This window comes from Herbidospora mongoliensis (assembly GCF_001570545.1).
Lineage (GTDB): Bacteria > Actinomycetota > Actinomycetes > Streptosporangiales > Streptosporangiaceae > Herbidospora > Herbidospora mongoliensis.
This window is the reverse complement of record NZ_BBXD01000009.1, coordinates 479,419-499,661: the sequence shown is the minus strand read 5'-3', so window position 1 is coordinate 499,661 and position 20,243 is coordinate 479,419. Positions and strand designations below refer to the sequence as shown.

Genomic DNA, 20,243 nt, shown 5'->3' with positions numbered 1-20,243 from the left:
GCCCGGGGGTCATTCCTCCGGGCCGTTCTCGTCGTCGTCCCAGGTGACCCGGCCACTCGTGATGAGGTCGGTGAGCCGGGACAGCGCGAAGTGGAAGCCGCTCTCCCGCTGCCCGGCGGACGGCAGCGTGTAGCGGACGGCGTGGGCCCCGTCGCTCGTGCGCACGTCGACGATCGGCGGCGCCGAGGGGAACCCCTCGGGATAGATGTACTCGCACTCGGCGGTGGTGCCGGACAGTTCGACGCGGCCGCGCCAGACCATCGACCCCTGCCGCAGGAACGGCCGCAGGTCGGGATAGCGGGCCAGCCAGACACGGTCCTCCAGCAGGATCGCCTTCCCTGCGGAGGTCCGCGTCCAGGTCGCCGCATCGCCGGAAGCGGGGCCGGGTTCTCCCCCCGCGCGATCGAGGCGGCGGGTGGCCTGGGCGATCCTCTCCGCGACCGGGTTGGCGCCCTGGACGACCACCACGTCGGAGCGGTCGATCTCCAGGAACCCCGCGCGTCCGCGCAGGAAGACGAAGTGCCGCCCGCCCATGAGCCCGTCGAGGTCGACCGCCAGCGACGACAGGAGGAAGTCGTGGTCATGGCCGGGGTTGTTCACGGTGACGGTGCCGGTCTGTTCGTCGCCCTGGCTCAGGGTGTCGAGGCCGTTCGGGTGGTGGCTGTGCCAGATGCCGAGGAAGTGCAGGTCCGGGAAGTCCCCGGCGACCTCCTGGAACAGCCGGAACTGGTAGTCGGTGTCCGAGAGGTGGTGGACGGCCGTCCGGTCCTTGCCGGGGCCTGCGTCGAGGTAGGCGACCACGGTGACACGCAGTTCCGCCAGGTCCTCCCGCCACTGCGCCGAATCGGCGGCGAAGCCGCCCTCCACGAAACCGACGAACTTGCCGCCGACCTCGATGTGGGGATTGGCCCGGATCTCGTTCAGCGCCTGGGCGACCACGTCCCCGTGCAGCTCCAGCCGCAGCCGCACCGTGCTCGTCTCCGGCCGCGGTCTCCGGGTGACCCTGAACCCGGTCATGCCTGCTCGCCCCCGCATTTGAGCAGGCAGTCGTGCTGCGCCTGAACCAGGAGCCGCTTGGTCTGGTAGTGGGAGGTGAAGACGCCCTTCTCCGGCCGGATCCCCATCGTCATCCAGTTGAAGTTGAGCCTCGGGACGTACCGCGACCGCCCCCCGGCGACCACGCTCCACGCCATGTGGGCCTGCAGCGCGGCCACGATCGCGATGTCGACGGCCAGGCCGGAGGTGGTGAAGTGGCTGTCGCCCAGGCCGTAGCGGTGGTGGCGCTCCTCCTCGGTGAGGTCGAGGACGTCCTCCAGGTTGGCCTGGTTGCGGTCGGCGACGAGTTGCACGCAGCTGAAGCAGCCGGTCTGGCCGGGGACGTACAGATAGACCTGACCGCCGAGACCCGTCCTGATGACCGAGCCGGTGAGGCAGGGCAGCCGCAGCTCCACGCAGCGGGCGTTGAGCCAGCCCCGGGCGACGGCGTCGTCGACGGCGCAGATCACCAGCTTGGAGGAGAGCGCCGCCTCGTCGAACGCCGCCGCCGACATGACGTCGGCCTGGTGCGCGTTCACCTCGGCGCCGGGGTTGCGGTCGAGGATCCAGTCGCGCATGACCTCGACCTTGGGACGGCCCAGCGACGACCGCGTCGCCGGGTGCTTGACGAGGTTCACCGGCTCCAGCACGTCAGGGTCGAAGAGGTGCCATCTGCGCAGGCCGGACATGACGAGCGGCTGGAGCAGGGAGGCCCCGCCGCTGCCCAGCCCGACGAGGGTGATCTGGACCTGGCCGGCGTCGAAGCCGTCCAGAAGATGGTCGATGCGTTCGGTGTTCAGGGTCACCTCAGTGCTCCTGTTCGTTGCCGGGCCAGTAGCCCTCGCTCTTCCAGACGTCGAACTTGTTGAGCCACAGGGCCGACTTCGCCACCGCGAAGGCGACGGAGAAGTAGGTGCGCCACTGGTCGTCGCGCATGATGCAGATGTGCCCGTCGACGTAGGAGTGCGGGCTGCGCGAGTCCCAGTCGACCGGGAAGACCTTGGGGATGTCGTGCGGGTAGCGGTCCGGCAGCTTGATCTTCACCGGGTAGCGCCGGCCCGTATTGGTGGTCAGCACGCCCTTGGCCCTGACCTTGCCGCTGCCCGACTTCTGCGTGAGCGTGAACTGGGGGAAGTAGGCCTGGAGCTTCTCCTGCTCGACGTACAGCCGATTCCTGGTGTCGCTCCCCAGGATGAGCAGCCCCTGCGGGATCACGAAGTCGTAATCGGTCATCGGTAGTCGCCCTTGGCGTCGTGCATCGAGACGCCCCGTTCGCCGCTCGACGCGGCGTGGATGGTCCCGTCGGACGCGATCACGATGGGGATGTCGTCCGACTGGTTGTCGAGGATCTGTTCGGCGTTGTCCGGCATGCCGTCCATCGTGCGACGGCGTCCCCTTCGGGGGTGCTTCCCGGGTGCTTCCGATGTGGGCCGGTACGTTGCCCACAACGCCCCGCCTTTGGTGTCGTGCCCTCATGACGGACCTCACCGAGATCCTGCCCGACCTGGCGGGATGGCCTCCCGCCGAGGTCGCGCTGGACCTGTGGCCGGTGCTGATGCGCTGCGCCCGCGAGACGCTGGTGCCCTGGGTCGACGCGCACCTGCCCGAGCTCGCGAACGCGGCCCGCATCGCCTTCCTCGACCTGAGGGACGTCTCGGCGGAGCTGCACCTGCTGGTCCGCGCGTCGTGGACCCGGCTGCGCCGGGCCCTGCTCGCCGACGCCGTCGCGTTCCTGACGGCGGGGCCCGAGTGGCTGACGGTCCGGGTCGTCGTCTGGCTCCGGCCCTGGTACACCGGCTCGGTCGTCGAGGTGGCCGCCGAATACCGGCTCGACCTCCCGGTGACCTTCCACCGGGTCAGAGTGGAGCTGCTCAGCCCTCGCGACCGCCTGCTGGTCCCCTGACCTCCGCCCGGATGATGTCGTCAGGCATGCGGTCCTCGGCCGTCGTTGCCGAGTGTCTCGATGAAACGTTCCACATCGTCCATCCGAAGTTTCGACTGCTCCTCGGTACGCACGACGATCCGCAGTTCCGGGCTGGTGGGGCGTTTGCGGCAGGCGGCGAGGAAGGTGTCCACGATCATGATGATCAGCTGTTCCCTGGACAGTTCCGTCACCCGGGCCAGGCCGGAGCCGATGATCGGGATCGCCACCGGCCGGTGCAGCCCGTGCACGGCGGCCGAGGCCCACAGCGAGTCGAGCCCGCGCCGTAGGTCCGCGGGGGTCGACCGGGCGACGAGGTCATTGCTCTGCCTGCTGTAGGCGAGGGCGAAGATCCGGCGGCCGGGCAGCGGGAGCGGCACGACGGTGCCGATCGGATAGCGGATCAGCTTGCCGCGCAGCTTGTCCTGACGCTCCTCCCGGGCGAGGCGCTCGACGCCGCGCAGCGCGTTCTTCAGCTGCCGGTCGAGCTCCCCGCGATCACCCGCGTAGATCCGGTGCAGCAGTTGCCCCTGCACGCTGTGGTTGGCGATGACCACGTCGTTCTCGGTGGAGGTGTCGAAGGTGTCGCTGAAGCCCACCACGAGGTTGGCGTCGTTCTGGTCGAACAGGTCGCCGTGCTGGATCAGCAGCGTGACCCGCAGCCCGCTGAACTCGCGCCGCAGCAGGACGTGCCCGCTGCGCTCCCGCAGGGCGGCCCGGACCGCCGCCAGGCTCTTGGCCGCCGCCGGGTCGTCCGGACGCTCGGCGGACAGGTGCTCGGCGATCGGGAGCGCGAGGTCGGGGTGCCCGAGCTCCAGATGGGCCCGGATCAGCTCCCGCTGCGCGAAGGTGTACTGCTCGGTGAGCCGCCGGGACAGCCGCCGGGCGAACGTCGCGTCCGGGATGTCCGAGAGCGGCCGGCCACGCCAAAGGCCCAGCGCCTTGGTGAGCAGCGCGGCGGCCATCGCCGGAGCCGCGTACGCGGCCCGATTGACAAGATCGGCGAATTCCAGCCAGTCGAGCTGCTCGACGTCCAATATGAGCCGATAGGCCGATTCCGAACCGTGCCTCGCGAGCAATTGCTCGGTGCGGAGCGCGTGGTCGCCGGGCAGGACCTTGCGAAGCTCGACGATGCGTTTTTGGACCTCTGTCCGATTAGCGCGAGTTATTCGTCCATTTACGGGCTCGCCCCAAATGTCCCGATATAAATCCTCGGCCGATACGGATTCCCCCTCCGCCGCGACCAGCCGCAGCAGCAGCTTGATCGTGTACGGCTTCAGGTGGACGTCGTCCTCGTCACGCCGAAAGATCGTGGGTCCCAAGACCCCGACCTGGATACGCGCCAATTACCTCTCCAGCGCAAAACGGTCCCAGTGGCCCCGGTTCGGGGAAATCCATAATAGCCATACATATCGGAAATTCCGATCACTTCAATGGAAGCGCGGCCGCGATGGTGATCAAATAAATGCATATGAATGACAAGAAGACCCTGCCGATGGTCTACTAGACGTATGCCATCGAGAACAATGCGCGTCATGAGCGCAGACAAGTGGTCGGAGACCCTGACCGAACTGGCCGAGGCCATCCGCACGTCCGAGATCCCCGGTGACCTGGGGATCCGCCAGGTCACATTGGAGCCCATGGTGGACTCCGAGGGCGAGGACGCGCTGTGGGCCTACATCGTCATGGACGGCGAGGCCGAGGGCGAGGACGGCTGGGACCCCATGATGTGTCACGCCCTGGACATGAACTGCGACAGGCTGGCGTTCGAACACGGCCTGGACCACTCCGTCTACGCCAGGTACTACTCTCCCCGGGATTGGGCGGACAGGGACCGCGTCGAACCCGACTACGACGACGATGAAGAGGGCATCGCCTTCACCGAACACCTCGGTCGGCTGCTGTCCGGGACGGAGGACGCGTGAAGCGCATCTTCAAGGCCGAGGAATACCTGCACCTCGCCCGCCAGATCGCGGGCCGGGCCGGCGGTCCCGGGGGCCCACGGGCCGCACATCTGCGCCGGGCGACCTCGACCGCGTACTACGCGGTCTTCCACGAACTCGTCGGCCAGGGCGCGCGGCGCGTGGTGGGGAACGGCCGAGACGATCACCGGCACACCATCAGCCGGTGGTACGCGCACGGCAACTTCCGTCAGACCGCCCTGTGGGTGGAGGCGATCGCGAAGAGGAAAAGCGCGCCCGAGGCGGTGACGCGACTGCTCAGCGTCAACGGCCCTGACCTGGCCTTACTCTCCGCGTCCTTCACTAAGCTCCAGCAACTCCGGCACGCCGCGGACTACGACCCCGAATATGAGGCGGTCCGTGTGGAGACTCTCCAGCATGTGACCAGAGCGAAGGTGGCCATCGAGGCGATCCGCCGCATGGACGAGTCTGACGTCCACGCATTCGACATGTTCCTGCTGCTCTCGCTGGGCGGCGAGCGGATGGTCAGGAACTCCTAGCCGTCTCCGTCGGGTAGAGCGGGAAGAAGACCGCCCACAGGATCAGGCACCCTAGGAACCACGCCGCCGGAGAATCGATCCGCGGCGTGCCGACCGTCAAGACGGGCAGGGTGCCCTGTCCACTGCGAGCATCACTGTTCAGTCGCGTTTGCGGGTAGTCGCCGCCACCAACTGGCAGTGGCCCGGCATGGTCTCGGCCGGGAGGTTACCCGCCGGGAACCAGCCCGCTTCCAGGATCTCGGTCGGGTCGAGGGCCAGCATGCCGCCGAGCAACTCGCCCTCGTAGGCCACCTCCGCCCGCAGCCGGAAGCCGCTCTCCACTTGTACCAGCCGGTTGACCTGCGCCTTCAGCCCGGTCTCCTCCATGACCTCGCGCACGACGGTGTCCTCGAAGGTCTCGCCGCGTTTGGCGTAGCCGGTCGGCAGCCCCCACTGGCGGCCTTCGGGCCAGAACCGGTGCTTGAGGAGGAGGACCCGGCCGTCGTCGTCGCGGATCACGCCCACGACGCCGACCATGAACTTCGCCTGGGAGAACCACAGCAGCCGCCACTGGAGAGGTCCCCGTAGCGACTTCCAGAGTTTCGCGGCCAGTGCTCTCATGACGTCTCCTTCCGTTTCGGGCGGGCCCGCAGATGCATGCGCTCGCCCTGGCTGCCGAACAGGCTCAGGAACTCGACCGGTTGGTCGCCGACCACCCCGAACCAGTGGGGGACCCGGGTGTCGAACTCCGCGGCTTCCCCCGGTTCCATGATCACGTCATGTTCGCCGAGGATGACGCGCAGTCGTCCGTTGAGGATGTACAGCCACTCGTACCCCTCGTGCGTCTTCAATTCGGGTACGTCGCCCCGGGCTCCGGGGGCCAGAACCAGTTTGTACGCTTGCAGCCCGCCCGCCCGCCTGGTCAGCGGCAGCATGGTCATCCCGTTGCGGATCGTCGGGCGGAGATGAATCCGCGGGTCGCCGGTCGCCGGGGCGTCGACGAGTTCGTCGAGGGTGACGCCGTGGGCGCGGGCCAGCGGCAGCAGTTGTTCGAGCGTGGGCCGCCGCGCGCCCGACTCCAGCCGGGACAGCGTGCTGACCGAGATCCCGGTCGCCTCGGACAGCGCCGACAGGGTCGTCTCGCGGTCCCGGCGCAGCGCCCGCAACCGGGGCCCGACCGCGTCGAGGGCTTGGTCGATGTCGTCCATCACCCTTAGAGTTTGCCAGATCGGCAACAAGGTTTGCACTTACGCCGCGCTCCGCCGCACATTGGACCCATGAACGACACCTACGACGTAGTGGTGATCGGCGGTGGCCCGGCCGGGCTCAACGGAGCTCTCATGCTGGCCCGGTCCCGCCGATCGGTCCTGGTCATCGACGCGGGCGAGCCCCGCAACGCGCCCGCGGCGCAGGTCCACGGCCTGTTCGCCCACGACGGCGCCTCCCCCGCGCAACTCCTGGCCAGAGGACGAGCCGAGGTCGAGTCGTACGGCGGCCACATCGCCACCGGCTCGGTCGTCGGCGTGGAACCGGGATTCACCGTCACCCTGGCCGACGGACGGCGCGTCGGCGCCCGCCGTCTGCTGGTGACGACCGGCCTGGTGGACGTCCTCCCCGAGATCGCGGGCCTGCGGGAACGCTGGGGCCGGGACGCCGTGCACTGCCCCTACTGCCACGGGTGGGAGGTCCGGGACCGGGCGATCGGCGTCCTGGCGACGAGCCCGATGGCGATCCACCAGGTGATGCTGTTCCGCCAGCTCAGCGATGACGTGGTTCTGTTCACCCACACCACCGGCCTTCCCTCCGAGGAGCAGGCGCTTGAGCTGAGGGCCCTCGGGGTCCGGGTCGTCCCCGGCGAGGTCGAGGCCCTGGAGATCGCCGACGATCGGATCACCGGCGTCCGTCTGAAGGACGGCACCGTGGTGCCCCGCGACGCGGTGGCCATCGCGACCCGGCTGGTGGCCCGGACGTCGTTCCTGGAACCGCTCGGCCTCAAGGCCGTGGAGCACCCCATGGGGGTGGGCGAGCACATCCCCGCCCAGCCCGACGGCCAGACCGAGGTGCCGGGCGTGTGGGTGGCCGGCAACGCCACCGACCTGATGGCCCAGGTGGGCTCCTCGGCGGCGGCCGGGGCGATGGCCGGAGCACGTATCAACGCCGATCTGATCGCGGAAGAGACCCGTCAGGCAGTACTGGAGGCAGCAGCATGACCGAGCACACCCATGGCCACGGCGCGCACCACGGCACGCAGCACCCCGACCACGACGAGGTCTTCGACCGGGACTTCTGGGAGAACAAGTACGAGAACGCCCACCACGCCGCCCTGCACCACGACCCCAACCCCTACCTGATGACCATCGCGGCGGGCCTGACGCCGGGGCGGGTGCTGGACGCCGGCTGCGGCGCCGGAGCCGAGGCCGTCTGGCTGGCCCAGAACGGCTGGGACGTGACGGCCGTCGACATCTCCTCGGTCGCGCTCGACCACGCCCGCGCCTTCGCGGCGAAGGAAACCGCCGAGGTCGCCGGGCGGATCACCTGGCAGCAGGCCGACCTCACCACCTGGGCCGCCCCCGCCGGCAGCTACGACCTGGTCTGCACCAATTACGTCCACGCCCTGGACGACATCATCCCCGCCCTCGCGGCGGCCGTCCGCCCCGGCGGCACCCTGCTGGTCGTCGACCACTTCGACATCCTGGCCGTGCTCGACCCGGCGGAATGGCGGCCGATCCCGCTCAAGGCCGAGCAGCGTGTGGTCATGGCGACGTTCGACGGGAGCGAGACGGTCCTGGACGACCGCGTGATGGCGGCGGTCAGGATCGCGACCGGCGCGCCATGAGGTCGGCGGGCGCGCCGGTGAGATCCGACAGTGCCGCGATGTGGCCGGGCAGATCCCGCCAGACCTCCGGCGTGAAGAAGTGGCCCCCGGGCAGTTCGTCGTAGCGGAAGGCCCCGGTCGTCAGCTCGCTCCACTGGGCTCTGGCCTCCGGGACCACCACCTTGTCCGCCACCCCCGTGAAGACCTGCAGCGGCACGCCGAGACGGGTGCCGGGCCGGTGGAAGAAGGTGTCGCGGACGATCAGGTCGGCGCGCATCAGCTCCAGAGCCAGTTCCCGCAGGTCGGGGTCGCCCAGGATGTGTTCGGCGGCCACGCCGTGGGTTCTGATCCAGGCGATGAGCCGCTCGTCGCTGTCGTGTTGCGAGGGGTACTTGTCGCGTTCGGTGAGGCCCCGGCTGGGGGCGTTGACCGACGACACGGCCACCGCCTCGGGGAGCGGGCCGCCCTCCCGTTCCAGGCGGGCGGCGACCTCGAAGGCCATCCAGCCGCCCATGCTGTGGCCGTACAGGACGAAGGGCAGGTCGGCGGCGGATCGGACGGCGGCCAGGGCGTCGTCCGACAGTTCGGTCCAGTCCCGTGCGTAGTCGGCGGTGAAGCGGCCCTCGCGGCCCGGGTAGCAGACCGAGGCCAGCTCCACCCCGGGCGGCATGACCGGGTCCCAGTGCAGGTAGGACGCGGCCCCGCCGCCGCAGAAGCCCAGGCAGATCAGGCGCAGGCGGGCGCCGGGGTCGACGCGCCTGCGGACGACGACGGTGTCCAGCACGTGATCACCTTTCCGGGGAGAGCGCGTCGAGGCGGGCGGCGACCCGGCGCCGGGACTCCTCGCCGAGCTGGTTGTCGAGGTAGTGCAGGTACCACGTGAGGTATTCGGCCCTGACCGCGGCCGGGTGGGCCGGCGTGTCGAGGAAGAGCAGGTCGTGCAGGCTGAGCGCGCGCACGGCGAACATGGGCACGGGCGAGCGCATGACGACGAAATCGGGGTTGTGGACGCTGGCGACCCGGCTCTCCGGATGGAACTCGCCCAGCATGAGGCCACGGCGGACGAAGTCCATCCGCAGCAGCCGGTGGCCCTCGTCGATGAACCCGCCGGCCCGCTCGGGGTCGAGTTCGGGGAACAGGCAGAGCAGCGCGCCGGCGCGGTGCTCCTGGGGCGTGCGGAACTGGTGGTGGAACAGGTCGATCAGCGCCAGGCCGGTCTCCTTCGCCTCCTCCAGCGACGACGCCGGTGTGTGCGCGCTGACCAGCCGGACCATGTTGGTGCGTAAGGCGTTGCCCACCCTGGGGCACACCGCTCCGGGGCGCATGATGCGGGGATCGCGCCGGCCGACGAAGTCGCGCACCCAGTCGAGGGCGGCGGCGTAGCCGGGGAAACGGTCGAACAGGGTATGGGCCCGGCCGGCGTCGATCAGCGAATCCGCGATCAGTGGCACGGGATCCCCCTTCACTCTTCGAGGACCTTGTCGATGAATTCGGCGAGGTTGAGCTGCAGGCGGGCGACCCGGTCGCGTTGCGGCAGCGTCTCGCCCATCTGCTTGCGGGTGAGGCGGGGTTTGATCCCGCGGACGTACAGGGAGCAGTCGAGGTCTCCGCACAGGTAGATGCCGACGGAGTTGCCCGCGCGGCCGGAGGAACCGGCGCGGCTGGCGACGAACAGGCCGAAGTTGCCGCCCTCCTGGACCGTGCAGCAGACGCCGCACATCCCGCTGCGCGGCGTGAGGCCCTTCTTCTCGCTGGTGCGCAGGGCCAGGCTGACGAGCCGGTCGCCGTGTTCGGTCACGAGATAGGAGCGGTCGGCGGCGCGCCCGTGCCGCCAGGCGAAGAAGTCGAGGGTGTCCCACGCGACCTCCTCGAGCTGGGGGACGGACAGTTCCTTGGCCTGCCGCCGCGAGAGGTTGACGAACGAGCCGCGGATCTGGCCGGGCGTGAGCGGGATCATGCGGGGACCTCGTCGCCGGTCTCCAGCAGCAGGTCCTCCACCTCGGCCGCCAGGTCACGCAGGACCGGGCGCAGGAAGACGGACCGGACGGGCACCTGCAGGCCCAACTCCCGTCGCAGCCGGTTGACCATCTGGGCGGCGGCCAGCGAGTGGCCGCCCAGCTCGAAGAACTGGCTGCCGGCGCCGACCCGGTCGACGCCGAGCACCTCGGCCCAGACCCCGGCGAGCAGCTCCTCCACGGGTCCGCGGGGCGGTTCGGCGTCGGCCTCGGCGGCCATGTCGGGGGAGGGCAGCGCCGAGCGGTCGACCTTCCCGTTCGGCGTGAGCGGGAGCCGGTCGAGCACCAGCACGGCCACCGGGCGCATGTGGGACGGCAGCCAGTCGGCGCACCGCTGCCGTATCAGGTCCGGGTCGGCGTCGCCGGTCACGTAGCCGATCACCCGGCCCGATGACACCACCGCCACGGCCTCGCCGACGCCCGGGTGCCCGGACAGCACGGCCTCGATCTCGCCCAGCTCCACCCGCATGCCGCGGATCTTCACCTGGTGGTCGGTCCGGCCGGCGAACATCAGCGAGCCGTCCTCGCGGCGGTGGCCCCGGTCGCCCGTGCGATAGATCCGCTCGCCGGGCCGGAACGGGTGCGGCAGGAAGGCGGCGGCCGTCTTGGCGGGATCTCCGGCGTACCCCCGGGCCAGGCCCGTGCCCGCGATGTACAGGTCGCCGGTGACGCCGACGGGGACCTCGGCCAGCGTCTCGTCGAGCACGTGGATCTCGTTGTTGTCGAAGGGGTGGCCCAGGCTGACCGCGCCCGTCTCCTCGAAGTCGGCCGGGACGGCGGTGTGGGTGGTGGAGTCGATCGACACCTCGGTGGCGCCCCAGGTGTTGTCCAGCCGGACGCCCGGCAGCGCCTCGTGGAAGCGGCGGGCGAGGTCGCCCGAGAGCGCCTCGCCGCTGGAGACCACGGTGCGCAGCGCGTCCAGCCCGGCGGCGCTCTCCTCGTCGAGGGCGTCGACGATCATCGCGAGCATGCTCGGCACGACCTGGAGGTGGACGGTGCGGCTGCGCGCGGCCGCGTCGAGGACGGCGCGCGGGTCGCGGTGCAGGTCGGGGGCGATCAGCCAGATCCGCCCGCCTTCGATCAGCGGCCAGAAGAGTTCCAGCGCCGAGTCGTCGAACGTCAGCGTCGTCTTGTGCAGCACCGTCTCGCCCGGCCGCAGGCCGTGGTGGCGCTGCATGAACGCCATGCGGTTGGCCCAGCCCCGGTGGGTGCTGGCCACGGCCTTGGGCGTCCCGGTCGAGCCGGAGGTGGAGTAGAGCGAGACCAGGTGCCCGGGTTCGACGGGGACCTCCGGGCGGGCGGTGGCCAGGCCCCTGAGCGTGTCCAGGCACAGCACGTGCTCGACCTGCGGCGCGGCCGCACGCTGCGCCGAGGAGGTCAGGCACCACCGGGCGCCCGCGCCCTCGGCGATGGCGTCCAGGCGCAGGCGTGGGGTGGCGGGGTCGAGCGGCAGGTAGGCGCCGCCCGCCTTGAGCACCGCCAGCAGTCCGGCGACCAGATCGATCGAGCGGTCCAGGCAGACGGCGACGACCGCGTCGGGGCCGACGCCGAGGGCGCGCAGGCGGTGCGCGAGGTGGTTGGCCCGCTGGTCGAGCTCGGCGTAGGTGATCTCGCCGTCGTCGCAGGCGACCGCGACCGCGCCCGGCCGCTCGTCGGCGCGCGCCTCGATCAGGGTGTGCAGCGGGACGTCGGGGAAGGCGGTCCGCGTCTGGTTCCAGCCGCGCAGGCGGTCGCGTTCACCGGCCGGGAGCAGGTCGTAGTCGCCGACGGGCCGGCCCGGGTCGGCGAGCACGCCGTCGAGGACGGTCCGGTGGGCGGCGACGAACCTTTCGGCGGTCCGCCGGTCGAACAGGTCGGTGTTGTACTCCAGTTCGCATTCGAGCACCCCGGTGGGGGCCTGCGTGACGAACACCGTCAGGTCGAAGCGGGCGGCGCGGTTGTGGGTGTGCTCGAGCTCGACGTCCAGGCCCTCCAGGGCGAAGCGCCGGTCGAAGGTGTTCTGGAAGGCGAACATCACCTGGACGAGCGGCAGGAAGCCGCCGCTGCCGAGCGTGCGGATGATCTGCTCGAACGGCACGTCCTCCAGGGCCGTCGCCCGCCGGACGGCGGCGTCGACCCGGTTCAGGAAGACGGTGAACGGCTCGGCGGGGTCGTACCGGGACCGGATCGGCAGGGTGTTGACGAAGAAGCCGATCATGGACTCGGCGTCGGGGTGCGGGCGGTTGGCCGACGGGATGCCCACGACCAGGTCGTTCTCGGCGGTCCAGCGGTGCAGCACGGCGGTGAAGACGGCGAGGGTGAAGGTGAAGGTCGAGACGCCCAGCGCGCGGGCGGCCTCGGCCAGCCGCGGCTCCAGGTCGAACAGCACCTCGTCGCCCGCGTAGGTGGGTTCGGGGCGGCGCGGCCGGTCGGGCCGCAGCGCGGGGGTGCCCGGCACGCCGCGCAGGATCTCGGCCCACTGCTCCAGCCGGTCGCCGCCCGTCTCGCCGACGGCCTGCCGCTCCCAGGCGGCGACGTCGGAGAACTGGGCGGCGAGCGGCGGCTCCGCGTCGGCCGCGCCGGTGACCGCCAGGCGGTAGCCGGTGCTCAGCTCGCGCAGGAACACCATGTTGGCCCAGCCGTCGGTGACGGCGTGGTGGAGGGTGAACAGGAGCACCCACTCCCGTTCGGCCACCCGGAAGGCGCGGCCGCGCACCAGGGGAGAGTCGCCCAGATCGAACGGGCGGCGGATCTCGGCGACCAGCCGTTCCAGGGAGAAACCGGGTTCCTCCTCGAACTCCACCTCGAACTCGGCCCGCACCCGCTGCACGGGGACGTCGCCCTCCAGCACCAGGTCGGTGCGCAGCGCCTCGTGCCGGGTGACCACGCGGCGCAGCGCCCAGCGCAGCGCCCACAGGTCGAGCTCGCCCCGCACCCGGTAGACCAGCGGTTCGTTGTACGCCGGGTCGCCGGGGTCGAGCTGGTGCAGGAACCACAGGCGTTCCTGGGCGAACGACAGGCGGGCCGGCCGCCGGGCCGGAGGGATGGGCGCGAGCCGTTCGGCGCCCCCGGTGAGCAGCCGGGCCAGCCCGGCCGGCGTGCGCCCCTCGAAGATCGAGCTCAGCGGCGCGTCCCGGTCGAACTCGGCCCGGACGCGCATGATGAGCCGGGCGGCCAGGATCGAGTCTCCGTACGAGAAGAAGTCGTCGTCGGCGCCGAGGGCGTCCTCGCCGGTCACCTCACGGAACAACGTGACCAGCCGGTCCGTCACGGTCTTGGACATCTGGGACATGGGTCAGCTCTCTGCTCGGTCGAACAACACGGCGGTGACGATCGAGCGGTCGATCTTGCCGTTGAAGGTCAGGGGCAGTTCGTCGAAGTGCTCCACCAGCGCGGGGACCATGAAGGCGGGCAGCGTGCGCGCCAGCGTCGCGGCCAGGTCGTCGGGCCGGTGCGGCAGCCCGGTGTAGGCCGCCCGCAGTTCCAGGCCCGACTCGCCGTCGTCGTGGGCCCCCACGACGGCGTCGCGGACCCCCGGCACCCGCCGCAGCGCGGCCTCGATCTCGCCGATCTCGACCCGCTGCCCGCGCACCTTGACCTGGTGGTCCAGCCGCCCCAGATGGACCAGCGCCCCGTCGTGCTCGGACACCAGGTCACCGGTCCGGTACCAGGCGTCGGCGGGCGGCGGGGCCGCCTCCCGCCAGATCCGGCCGCCGGCGACGAACCGGTCGGTGTTGGCGGCCGGATCGAGGTATCCGGGGAAGCGCTGGGTCCCGCGCATGCACAGCTCGCCGTCGCGCAGCAGATACTCCATCCCCGTGTACGGCAGCCCGATCGGCACCGTGCCGTTGCCCGTGACCGGCCACTTCTCCGGATCCCGGTCGAGCCGGAAGTCGCAGCAGGCGGCCAGCTCGGTCGGCCCGTAGATGTTGTCGATCTCGCTGTCCGGCGCGGCCCTCCGCCACGCGCGGGCCTGGGCCAGCATCAGCGGCTCCCCGGCGAACATGCTGAACCGCAGCGTCGGCATGGCCCCGGGCCGGAGCGTGCCCAGCCGGTCGGCGGAGGAGATGACCGAGGGCACCGAATACCAGTGCGTGAGCCGCGTCCGCCGGACGAACTCCACCGGTTCGAGCAGCTCGCCGCGGGTCGGCACGACCAGCGCCGCGCCCGTGCCCCAGGCCAGGAACATGTCGTGCACCGACGGGTCGAAGGTCAGCTCCGCCGCCTGGGAGAGCCGGGCCCCCGGCCCGGCCGGGTAGCGGCCGATCAGGTAGTGGACGAACGGCACGACGTTGCGGTGCAGCAGCGGCACCCCCTTCGGCGTGCCGGTGGACCCGGAGGTGAACAGCAGGTAGGCCACGTCGTCGGGGGCGGCCCGCAGCCCGTCGGGCAGGTCGGCCGCGCCCAGGCCGCTGGTCAGGTCGTCGTCCACGATCAGGTCGAGTTCCGCCTGCGCGGCGATGGTCCGGTTGCGCTCCTCGGGGAAAGCCGGGTTCAGCGGTACGGGGGTCGCCCCCAGCCGAAGAATCGCCAGGTAGCCCGCGTAGGCGGGCACCGACCGGCCGCACAGCAGCCCTACCCGGCGGGGCGGCACGCCGCCGCACGCTTCCAGGATGCGGGCGGCGCACCGGTCGGACAGAGTGGCCAGCTCGGCGTAGGTGAGCCGGTCGTCCGCGACCTCCAGCGCGGTCTCCCCGGGGAACCGGGCGGCCGAGCGGGCGAACCAGTCGTACATCGTCGTGACCGTCATGAGCGTGCCCTCCTGCGCACCACGGCGGGACCTTCCGCCGGAGCCGCGGCGACGGCGGCGGCGAAGCGGGCCACGGTGGGCGCGTCGAACAGGTCGCCGACCGAGACCTCCCGGCCGAACTCGGACCGCGCCTGGGCGACCAGCCGGGTGGCCAGCAGCGAGTGCCCGCCGAGCGCGAAGAAGTCGTCGTCGCGGCCGACCGCCCCGGCGCCGAGCACGCCCTCCCACAGCCCGGCCATCCGCTGCTCCAGCTCACCCTTCGGGGCGGTGAACGCCTCGGCGTCGCCCGGCCCGGCGAGCTCGGCCAGCGCCGACCGGTCGAGCTTCCCGCTGGACGTCGTAGGCAGCGCCGACACGACCGTGAAGCGGCCGGGGATCATGTAGTCGGGCAGGTGCCGGGCGAGCGCGTCGCGCAGCGTGTCGAGGTCGTAGCCGTCGTCGACCACCAGGCAGGCGACCAGCGCCTGGCCCGCCACGGTGACGGCGGCCTCGGCCACGCCCGGCCCCTCGGCCAGGCACGCCTCCACCTCCTCCGGCTCGATCCGGTAGCCGCGCAGCTTGAGCTGGGCGTCGGCCCGGCCGAGGAACTCCAGCTCCCCGTCGGTACGCAGCCGGGCCACGTCGCCGGTCCGGTAGAGCCGGGTCCCCGCCTCGTCGCTGAACGGGTCGGGCAGGAACCGGTCGGCGGTCAGGTCGGGCCGGGCGACGTACCCCCGGCCGAGGTGCGCGCCCCCGATGTACAGCTCGCCGGGCACGCCCGAGGGCGCGAGGTCGCCGTGCTCGTCGAGGAGGTAGAAGCGGGTGCGGTAGCCGGGCCGGCCGATCGGTGGGGCCTGGCCCTCGCTGATCTCGTCCATGACGTGGCTGCTCGCGGTGTTCACCTCGGTCGGGCCGTAGTGGTTGATCAGGCGGCAGCCGGGCAGGCCGGCGAACCACGTCGCCAGGTCGGAGGTGACGCGCAGGGTCTCGCCGCCCGAGATCAGCGACCGCAGCGCGAGCCGCCGGGGCCGCCCCTGCTCCCGCGCCCAGGTCACCACGTTGAGCACCCCCGAGTAGGCGGCGCCCCACCGTTCGACCTGCTCGCGTTCGAGCAGGTCGAGCACGGCCCCCGCGTCCTTGCGGGCCTCGTCGGAGTCCAGCACGATCAGCCGGGCCCCGGCCTGCCAGGCGGAGAACATCTCCAGGAACGAGGGGTCGAACGTGAGCGCGTTGTACTGGAGGACCGACCCGCCCGGCCTGACCGGGATGTCCTCGCCGTCCCACCCCATGAGGGCCGCCATCGCTGCGTGGCTGTGCGCCACGCCCTTGGGTAGGCCGGTGGAGCCCGAGGTGTAGTGGACGTAGGCCAGGCTCTCGGGGTGGGCGTCGCACGGCGGCGCGTCGGCGCGGGGTTCCAGGCCGCGCGGATCGACGACGGCGACGCCGTCCAGCTCGGTCGCCGAGAGCACGGCGACCGCGCCGCTCCCGGTCAGCATGTGCCGCAGCCGCAGCGGCGGCTGGACCGGGTCGAGCGGCAGGAACGCGCCGCCCGCCTTGAGCACGGCGAGCACCGAGACGAAGGTCTCGGGCGACCGCTCGGCGACGATCCCGACGACGCGCTCCGCGCCGACGCCCAGTTCGCGCAGGCGGTGGGCGAGCGCGTTGGCCTCGCCGTCCAGCCGCGCGTAGGTGAGCTGCTCGTCGCGGTGCACGAGTGCGATGGCGTCGGGGGTGCGCGCCGCCTGCCGCTCGAACAACTGGTGGACGAGCGCGACGTCGTGGGGCGCCCGGTCGGTGCCCTCGGCCAGTGCGATCAGCTCGGCCCGCTCGGCCGGGCCGACCATGGGCAGCCGCAGCAGGAGGCCGTCGGGGTCGTCGGCCGCCGACGCCAGCAGGGTCTCCAGGTGGGCGGCCAGCCGCCGGGCCGTCTCCGCGTCGAAGACGTCGTGGTTGAAGTCGACCCGCACCTCCAGCCCGGCGGCGACCTTGCGCACCGACAGCAGCAGGTCCATGTCGAGCGGCGCGTCACCCGGGGGCACCGGGCGGACGACCGTGCCGGGCAGGGTCAGCTCGGGGGCGGCCTCGTCCTGCATGGTGAAGACGACCTGGACGAGCGGGCTGTGGGTGGCCGACCGCTCGGGCACCAGATGCTCGACCAGTTTGGCGAACGGCAGGTCGCGGTGGGCGTAGCCGTCGAGGACGTGGCGGCGGGTCGCGCGCAGGTGGTCGCGGAACGTCGTCGAGCCGGTGACCGTCGAGCGGGCGACCAGCACGTTCAGGAAGTAGCCGATCTGCTGCTCGACCTCGGTGGAGTCGCGGTTGGTGACGCCGGTGCCCACGAGCAGGTCGTGTTCGCGCGAGTAGCGGTGCAGCACGGCGGAGAACGCCGCCAGCAGGGTCATGTAGAGCGTCGCGCCCTCGGCCGCCGCGAGCCCGGCCAGCCGCGTGGCCAGGCCGGGGCCGATCACGTGCCGCCACGTCCCGCCCCGGTAGGAGCGCACGGCCGGGCGCGCCCGGTCCTGGGGCAGGTGCAGCAGGGTCGGCGCACCGGCCAGCCGGTCACGCCAGTAACCGAGGTCTGCGTCCCGCCGTTCGGGGGTGTAGGTCTCGCGCTGCCAGCGGGCGAAGTCGGCGTACTGCACGGCGGGCCGGGCCAGTCGCTTGCCCTCGTAGGCCAGGGCCAGGTCGCGGTAGAGCACCGGCGCCGACCACTCGTCGAAGGCGATGTGGTGGACGTGCAGGCGCAGCCGCGTGCCTGCCAGCTCGGCCTTCACCATCGGCCCGGTGGCCAGGTCGATCGGGCGGCCGGAGTCCCACAGGTCGGCCTCGGTGACCTCGACCGGCACTTGCACCGGCACCCCGTCGACCACCTCGATCCGGCCGCGCAGCACGTCGTGGACGGCCACGACCTCGGCGAGCGCGGCGCGCAGGGCGGGCACGTCGACCGGGCCGTCGAGGTCGAACTCCTGGGTGATCGTGTAGAGCGGGTCGCCGGGGCGTAACTGCTCCATGAACCACATGTGCTCCTGGTTCATGGACAGCGGCGCGGGCCCGCCGGGGCCGGACGGGACGATCCGCCGGGCGGGCCCCGCCGTATGGGTCTCCAGCCGCCGGGTCAGCCCGGCGACGGTCGGCTCCTCGAACAGCAGCCGCAGCGGGACGCCCTCGCCCAGCCGCGCCACCGCCTTGATGGCCAGCAGGGAGTGGCCGCCGACGGAGAAGAAATCGTCGAGCCGCCCGACGGGACGGCCGAGGACGTCGGCGAACACGGCGGCGACGCGCCGTTCGGCGTCCGTCCACGGCTCCTCCGGCGCCCGGGGCTCGGTGAGATCGGTGAGGTCGGGCACGACATGGATCGCGGCAGGCAGCCAGGAGCGCGGGAACCGTCCGGCCAGGAAGCCGGCCACATCGGCGTCGCCGACCACGAACGCGATCAACCGGCCGTCCCTGACGACGACGGCGGCCTCGCGCACCCGTTCCGTGAGGGCCCGTTCGATGAGGTCGGGGGCGATTCTGACTCCGTCCAGGACTACGGCCCGGTCGCGTGCCCCGGCGTACTCCAGGCCGCCGCCGGTCAGCCGCCTGGCCAGATGACCGCTGCCGACGCCGTCGAAGCACAGCTCGCCGGCGACGCCGGGCGGGACGGCGTGCCCGTCCTCGTCCAGCAGGAAGCACTCCTCCCCGGTCGCGCCGGGGACGAAGGAGCGGGCGGCGGCGAGGTCCACCCGCTCCTCGCCCGGACAGAGGGCCAGCTCGGCCAGCGGCAGGTCGGGGCCGGCGGCGAAGGCCCGCAGGATCGACACGTAGTGGCCGGCGAGGCGGGTGACGGTGGCCCGGTCGTAGAGGTCGGTGGCGTATTCGAAGGTCGCCCGCCCTGGGCCCACGTGCAGCGACAGGTCGAACTTGGCGGTGGGCGTCTCGACCGGCACGGGCACCGCCTCGACGTCGCCCAGCGCGAACGGCTCCAGGTGCGCCTCCAGGTTGCCCATCACCTGGAACAGCGGCGTGACCGAGGGATCCCGGCCCGCGCTCACCCGGTCGACCACCGCGTCGAAGGGCACGGCCTGGTGGTCCTGGGCGGCCAGGAGCGCGTCGCGGACCTCGCCGGTGAGGGAGCGCGCGGTCCCGGCCACCGTCACCCGCAGCGCGACCGAGTTGACGAACAGCCCGACGGTCCGCTCGAACTCCGGCCGCTCCCTGTTGGCGACCGGGACGCCGATGACCTGGTCACGGCTGCCCGTGTAGCGCTGGAGGAGGACCGCCAGCGCGGCGAGCGCGACCATGAACGACGTCGCGTTCCCGACGGCGACCTCCGGCAGCTCCATCGCCAGGGTGCCGCCGCGCCCGGACGGCCGGGCGGGCCGGGGCCGGTCGCCGGGCGGCCTGAGGTCGGCGGGCGCCCCCGCGAGGGTCCGCGACCAGTAGGCCAGGCCGTCTTCGAACCCGCCACGTGCGGACGTCTCGTACTCCCACGCCGTGTGGTCGCGGTACTGCGGGCCCGGTTCCGGCAGCGACTCCCCGGCGTAGGCGGCGGCCAGTTCGCCGAGCAGGACGCGCTCGGACCATCCGTCGGACAGGGCGTGGTGCAGGACCAGCACCAGCAGGTGCGACGTGGCGTCGACCCTGATCAGGGTCTGCCGCGTCAGCTCGCCGCCGCCCAGGTCGAACGGGATCGCGGCCAGCTCCGCGGCCCGCTCTTCCGCCTGTTCCCAGGACCGCGCCGACTCCTCGATCAGGTCGCCGGGTGGGCCCGGCGTCTGGGCGACCACGCCGTCGCCGGCCTGGGTGAAGCGGGTGCGCAGCGCCTCGTGCCGGTCGTGGACGGCGCGCAGCGCGGCGCGCAGCCGATCGGGCCGCAGCGGGCCGGTCAGCCGGAAGACGAGTGGCACGTTGTAGGCGGCGGACGGGCCGCCGAGGGTGTCCAGGAAGATCAACCGGCGCTGGGCGAACGAGGCGGGCACCGTCTCGCCTGGCCCCACCCGCCGGAGGTCCGGCGCGGCGGCCTCGGCGCGGCGGCGGGCCATGATCTCCCGCAGCCGGTCCTGCCGGGAGCTCATGCGACCATCCCCAGACCCGTGCCGGTGGTCAGATCGACGTCGGCCACGCACCGGACCGGCCGGCGGTCGAGGGTCAGCGAGCCCTCCAGGTGGAGCGTGCCCCCGGCGACCACGGTCCGGTCGGGGTCGAGGGCGACGCTGAGCGTGGTGCCGCCCCGGGTCCCGGGGAAGGTCACCAGGACGTGGTGGAGCCGTTCGACCCGGTAGAGCAGGTCGCCGCCGACCATCACCGGGACGGGTCGCGTCATCCGC

Annotated in this window: 19 protein-coding genes; 5 read left to right on the top strand and 14 right to left on the bottom strand. The window is 72.0% G+C overall.

The annotated features are described in order from the left end of the window. Positions 1–9: 9 nt before the first annotated feature. The 4 genes from AW272_RS06580 to AW272_RS41830 are packed head-to-tail and all read right to left on the bottom strand — an operon-like array spanning position 10 to position 2,405. Positions 10–1,017: a hypothetical protein gene (locus tag AW272_RS06580; RefSeq protein WP_066361826.1), complete on the bottom strand. Its 1,008-nt coding sequence runs from the start codon at positions 1,015–1,017 to the stop codon at positions 10–12. After that, the gene (locus AW272_RS06575) at positions 1,014–1,841 is read right to left on the bottom strand and encodes a ThiF family adenylyltransferase (protein WP_066361825.1); all 828 of its coding nucleotides are present in this window, start codon (positions 1,839–1,841) and stop codon (positions 1,014–1,016) included. The genes AW272_RS06580 and AW272_RS06575 overlap by 4 nt, the downstream gene beginning before the upstream one ends. A gap of 1 nt (position 1,842) precedes the next feature. Further along, positions 1,843–2,268 carry a type II CBASS E2 protein gene (locus AW272_RS06570; protein WP_066361823.1) on the bottom strand — a complete coding sequence of 142 codons (426 nt, stop codon included), beginning with the start codon at positions 2,266–2,268 and terminating at the stop codon, positions 1,843–1,845. Next, entirely contained in the window at positions 2,265–2,405 is a 141-nt protein-coding gene (locus tag AW272_RS41830; RefSeq protein WP_157518408.1) for a hypothetical protein, read from the bottom strand. Before AW272_RS41830 ends, AW272_RS06570 begins: the two co-directional genes overlap by 4 nt. A gap of 104 nt (positions 2,406–2,509) precedes the next feature. Here AW272_RS41830 and AW272_RS06565 point away from each other — a divergent pair, with 104 nt between their 5' ends. After that, entirely contained in the window at positions 2,510–2,938 is a 429-nt protein-coding gene (locus AW272_RS06565; RefSeq protein ID WP_066361821.1) for a hypothetical protein, read from the top strand. Positions 2,939–2,958: 20 nt separating this feature from the next. On the opposite strand, the gene AW272_RS06560 is transcribed toward AW272_RS06565, so the two are convergent. Next, positions 2,959–4,302: an AfsR/SARP family transcriptional regulator gene (locus tag AW272_RS06560; protein ID WP_174551797.1), complete on the bottom strand. Its 1,344-nt coding sequence runs from the start codon at positions 4,300–4,302 to the stop codon at positions 2,959–2,961. Positions 4,303–4,491: 189 nt separating this feature from the next. Here AW272_RS06560 and AW272_RS06555 point away from each other — a divergent pair, with 189 nt between their 5' ends. Both AW272_RS06555 and AW272_RS06550 read left to right on the top strand, forming a co-directional pair. Next, the gene (locus tag AW272_RS06555) at positions 4,492–4,881 is read left to right on the top strand and encodes a hypothetical protein (RefSeq protein WP_066361820.1); all 390 of its coding nucleotides are present in this window, start codon (positions 4,492–4,494) and stop codon (positions 4,879–4,881) included. Next, positions 4,878–5,417 (top strand): hypothetical protein, encoded by a 540-nt coding sequence (locus AW272_RS06550; RefSeq protein ID WP_066361816.1) that lies wholly within the window; start codon positions 4,878–4,880, stop codon positions 5,415–5,417. The genes AW272_RS06555 and AW272_RS06550 overlap by 4 nt, the downstream gene beginning before the upstream one ends. Positions 5,418–5,555: 138 nt before the next feature. On the opposite strand, the gene AW272_RS06545 is transcribed toward AW272_RS06550, so the two are convergent. Together AW272_RS06545 and AW272_RS06540 are read right to left on the bottom strand one after the other, a co-directional pair. Beyond that, complete coding sequence (locus tag AW272_RS06545; RefSeq protein WP_066361812.1) at positions 5,556–6,017, bottom strand: NUDIX domain-containing protein; 462 nt, start codon at positions 6,015–6,017, stop codon at positions 5,556–5,558. After that, a complete protein-coding gene (locus AW272_RS06540; protein ID WP_066361811.1) occupies positions 6,014–6,604 on the bottom strand; it encodes a helix-turn-helix domain-containing protein in 591 nt (196 codons plus the stop codon). The genes AW272_RS06545 and AW272_RS06540 overlap by 4 nt, the downstream gene beginning before the upstream one ends. A gap of 69 nt (positions 6,605–6,673) precedes the next feature. On the opposite strand from AW272_RS06540, the gene AW272_RS06535 reads away from it, so the two are divergent. Next, on the top strand, positions 6,674–7,606 hold the full coding sequence (locus tag AW272_RS06535; RefSeq protein ID WP_066361809.1) for an NAD(P)/FAD-dependent oxidoreductase: 933 nt from the start codon (positions 6,674–6,676) through the stop codon (positions 7,604–7,606). Beyond that, entirely contained in the window at positions 7,603–8,232 is a 630-nt protein-coding gene (locus AW272_RS06530) for a class I SAM-dependent methyltransferase (RefSeq protein ID WP_083958069.1), read from the top strand. Before AW272_RS06535 ends, AW272_RS06530 begins: the two co-directional genes overlap by 4 nt. Here AW272_RS06530 and AW272_RS06525 read toward each other — a convergent pair. From AW272_RS06525 to AW272_RS06495, 7 genes are read right to left on the bottom strand one after another with little or no spacing between them, the layout of a single operon-like run. Next, positions 8,207–8,995, bottom strand: coding sequence for a thioesterase II family protein (locus tag AW272_RS06525; protein WP_083958068.1), 789 nt, complete (start codon positions 8,993–8,995; stop codon positions 8,207–8,209). The two genes, AW272_RS06530 and AW272_RS06525, sit on opposite strands and share 26 nt — an antisense overlap. A 4-nt stretch (positions 8,996–8,999) precedes the next feature. Next, complete coding sequence (locus tag AW272_RS06520; RefSeq protein WP_157518406.1) at positions 9,000–9,662, bottom strand: DUF6875 domain-containing protein; 663 nt, start codon at positions 9,660–9,662, stop codon at positions 9,000–9,002. A gap of 11 nt (positions 9,663–9,673) precedes the next feature. Then, positions 9,674–10,168: an FBP domain-containing protein gene (locus tag AW272_RS06515; RefSeq protein ID WP_066361806.1), complete on the bottom strand. Its 495-nt coding sequence runs from the start codon at positions 10,166–10,168 to the stop codon at positions 9,674–9,676. After that, the gene (locus AW272_RS06510) at positions 10,165–13,497 is read right to left on the bottom strand and encodes a non-ribosomal peptide synthetase (RefSeq protein WP_066361804.1); all 3,333 of its coding nucleotides are present in this window, start codon (positions 13,495–13,497) and stop codon (positions 10,165–10,167) included. Before AW272_RS06510 ends, AW272_RS06515 begins: the two co-directional genes overlap by 4 nt. Before the next feature lie 3 nt (positions 13,498–13,500). Beyond that, positions 13,501–14,955, bottom strand: coding sequence for an AMP-binding protein (locus AW272_RS06505; RefSeq protein WP_066361803.1), 1,455 nt, complete (start codon positions 14,953–14,955; stop codon positions 13,501–13,503). Then, positions 14,952–19,991, bottom strand: coding sequence for a non-ribosomal peptide synthetase (locus AW272_RS06500; protein WP_066361799.1), 5,040 nt, complete (start codon positions 19,989–19,991; stop codon positions 14,952–14,954). The genes AW272_RS06505 and AW272_RS06500 overlap by 4 nt, the downstream gene beginning before the upstream one ends. Next, a complete protein-coding gene (locus AW272_RS06495; RefSeq protein ID WP_157518404.1) occupies positions 19,988–20,239 on the bottom strand; it encodes a hypothetical protein in 252 nt (83 codons plus the stop codon). The genes AW272_RS06500 and AW272_RS06495 overlap by 4 nt, the downstream gene beginning before the upstream one ends. Positions 20,240–20,243: the final 4 nt, after the last annotated feature.

Bases quoted from the DNA above. Each gene is read 5' to 3' on its own strand.
- AW272_RS06580 (WP_066361826.1), bottom strand. From the start codon at position 1,017: ATGACCGGGTTCAGGGTCACCCGGAGACCGCGGCCGGAGACGAGCACG.
- AW272_RS06570 (WP_066361823.1), bottom strand. From the start codon at position 2,268: ATGACCGATTACGACTTCGTGATCCCGCAGGGGCTGCTCATCCTGGGG.
- AW272_RS41830 (WP_157518408.1), bottom strand. From the start codon at position 2,405: ATGCCGGACAACGCCGAACAGATCCTCGACAACCAGTCGGACGACATC.
- AW272_RS06565 (WP_066361821.1), top strand. From the start codon at position 2,510: ATGACGGACCTCACCGAGATCCTGCCCGACCTGGCGGGATGGCCTCCC.
- AW272_RS06555 (WP_066361820.1), top strand. From the start codon at position 4,492: ATGAGCGCAGACAAGTGGTCGGAGACCCTGACCGAACTGGCCGAGGCC.
- AW272_RS06545 (WP_066361812.1), bottom strand. From the start codon at position 6,017: ATGAGAGCACTGGCCGCGAAACTCTGGAAGTCGCTACGGGGACCTCTC.
- AW272_RS06540 (WP_066361811.1), bottom strand. From the start codon at position 6,604: ATGGACGACATCGACCAAGCCCTCGACGCGGTCGGGCCCCGGTTGCGG.
- AW272_RS06535 (WP_066361809.1), top strand. From the start codon at position 6,674: ATGAACGACACCTACGACGTAGTGGTGATCGGCGGTGGCCCGGCCGGG.
- AW272_RS06530 (WP_083958069.1), top strand. From the start codon at position 7,603: ATGACCGAGCACACCCATGGCCACGGCGCGCACCACGGCACGCAGCAC.
- AW272_RS06515 (WP_066361806.1), bottom strand. From the start codon at position 10,168: ATGATCCCGCTCACGCCCGGCCAGATCCGCGGCTCGTTCGTCAACCTC.
- AW272_RS06510 (WP_066361804.1), bottom strand. From the start codon at position 13,497: ATGTCCCAGATGTCCAAGACCGTGACGGACCGGCTGGTCACGTTGTTC.
- AW272_RS06505 (WP_066361803.1), bottom strand. From the start codon at position 14,955: ATGACGGTCACGACGATGTACGACTGGTTCGCCCGCTCGGCCGCCCGG.
- AW272_RS06500 (WP_066361799.1), bottom strand. From the start codon at position 19,991: ATGAGCTCCCGGCAGGACCGGCTGCGGGAGATCATGGCCCGCCGCCGC.
- AW272_RS06495 (WP_157518404.1), bottom strand. From the start codon at position 20,239: ATGACGCGACCCGTCCCGGTGATGGTCGGCGGCGACCTGCTCTACCGG.